General features: G+C 59.6%; 1 protein-coding gene. It reads left to right on the top strand.

All coding sequences use genetic code 11. The annotated features are described in order from the left end of the window. The first annotated feature begins 138 nt into the window (after positions 1 to 138). The gene (locus G3O00_RS42635) at positions 139 to 1158 is read left to right on the top strand and encodes an IS110 family transposase (RefSeq protein ID WP_206146592.1); all 1020 of its coding nucleotides are present in this window, start codon (positions 139 to 141) and stop codon (positions 1156 to 1158) included. Positions 1159 to 1465 lie beyond the last annotated feature (307 nt).

Here is a 1465-nt window from a genome sequence, read left to right as displayed (position 1 = left end):
AACATAGTAAATGATATGAACGCCTCCCACCCGTGATCGGTGGGAGCCGGCAGGAAGGCGGAGCCTCACGGACCGACGGCATCAGAGTGCCCAGATGGAAGACCATAGAGGTTTTCCTGGCAAACCGGAGGCTCCGACATGAAGCAGATGACAGTGGGTGCGGACATCGCAAAGAACGTGATGCAACTCCATTACATCGACGCAGAGACGGGCGAGATCGTGAACAAGCCGGTGAAGCGTGCTGTATTCCTCGAGCATTTCGCGAATCGGGCTCCCTGCCTGATCGGGATGGAAGCCTGTGGGGGCTCGCAGTACTGGGCCCGCAAGCTCACGGCGATGGGCCATGAGGTGAAGCTGATGCCGGGGAAATTCGTGAAGGCGTTCGTGATGGGCAACAAGAACGACGCGGTCGATGCGAAAGCGATCTGGCTTGCCGTGCAGCACGCAGAAAGGTCGGTCGCGGTGAAGACGGAAACGCAACAGGCGGTGCTGGGTCTGCACCGGATGCGCGAGCAACTGGTGAAGTTCCGCACGATGCAGATCAACGGCCTGCGCGGCCTGCTGACCGAGTACGGCGAAGTGATGGGCAAAGGCCGAGCCGCGCTGGACAAAGCGATACCGGGCGTACTGGAGCGACTGGTCGATCGTCTGCCGGCTATCCTGATCGACACGCTGCGCGAGCAGTGGAACGGGCTGGCGGAGCTGGATAAGCAGATTGCCGGCATCGAACGGCGCTTACAGATGTGGATGAGAGAGGACAAAGCATGCAAGGCGATCGCGACGATACCGGGCGTAGGTCTCCTGACGGCGACAGCGGCCGTCGCGACGATGGGCGATGCGAAGACGTTTCGGTCCGGGCGTGAATTCGCAGCCTGGATCGGACTGGTGCCCAAGCAAACGGGCTCGGGCGGCAAAGTCCAGTTGCTGGGAATCAGCAAGCGCGGCGACACGTATCTGCGCAAGCTGCTGATTCACGGTGCCCGGGCTGTGCTGTGCCTCACGAAGGAACCGGGGCCGTGGGCTGAAGGGATCAGGAAGCGGCGACCGCTGAATGTGGCGATCGTTGCGCAGGCGAACAGGATAGCCCGCACGATCTGGGCGATTCTGGCGCATGACAGGCCGTACGAAAAGGGCTACGTGAGTGTGAAACCGGTTTGATCGAACGGCGTTGCGTAGCGGGAAGATCAACTTTTACAGGGTGATACGTCGAAAGGTTGCGCTGGCAATCGTAAGTAATGACAAGACAGGTCGGACCGGGACCCGCCAAACCTGAATAGCCCGTCGAGCTTCTAGCTCGCTAAGTAAATGAGGTGCGGGTCAGCGGATTTCATGGTGGGCCGCAGCGTATCAGGCTGCAACAAGCCCGGATATAAAGCTGCAACCCATCCTGTCGTAGTCAGAGCACACGAAAACCCTTCGCAAACGGGAGGCGTTCATATAAAGGGCTATGTTACCCTTCATTTCG

The organism is Burkholderia sp. Ac-20384, from assembly GCF_017104605.1.
Taxonomy (GTDB): domain Bacteria; phylum Pseudomonadota; class Gammaproteobacteria; order Burkholderiales; family Burkholderiaceae; genus Burkholderia; species Burkholderia lata.
Note: the sequence above shows the minus strand (reverse complement) of the source record. Positions and strands in the feature narration are given on the sequence as shown.